Source organism: Aeromonas media (genome assembly GCF_000819985.1).
Classification (GTDB): domain Bacteria; phylum Pseudomonadota; class Gammaproteobacteria; order Enterobacterales; family Aeromonadaceae; genus Aeromonas; species Aeromonas media.
The window spans coordinates 1-241 of sequence record NZ_CDBZ01000163.1; the positions used below are offsets into that span (position 1 = coordinate 1).

Consider the following 241-nt stretch of genomic DNA (forward strand, 5'->3'; position numbering starts at 1 on the left):
CCGCCACCGATTCCGGCAGGGCGGCGCAGTTGAGATAGATAAGGGGCGCCTTGGCTCGGGGTGAACCCTGATGCACCGCCTTGGCGATCAGCTCCTTGCCGACCCCGGTCTCCCCCAAAATCAGCACGTTCAGCTCCGAGCTCGCCACCACGTCTATCTCGTGGCGCAGCCGTGCCATGGCGGGGGAGCGGCCTATCATCTCCGGCTGGCCCTCGGCATGGGGGGTCGAGGCGAGCGGCTC

General features: G+C 68.0%; 1 protein-coding gene. It reads right to left on the bottom strand.

Annotation, left to right across the window (positions count from 1 at the left end):
- Positions 1-241: sigma 54-interacting transcriptional regulator (locus BN1127_RS14210; RefSeq protein ID WP_042649911.1), on the bottom strand; the 241-nt coding region annotated here is incomplete at both ends.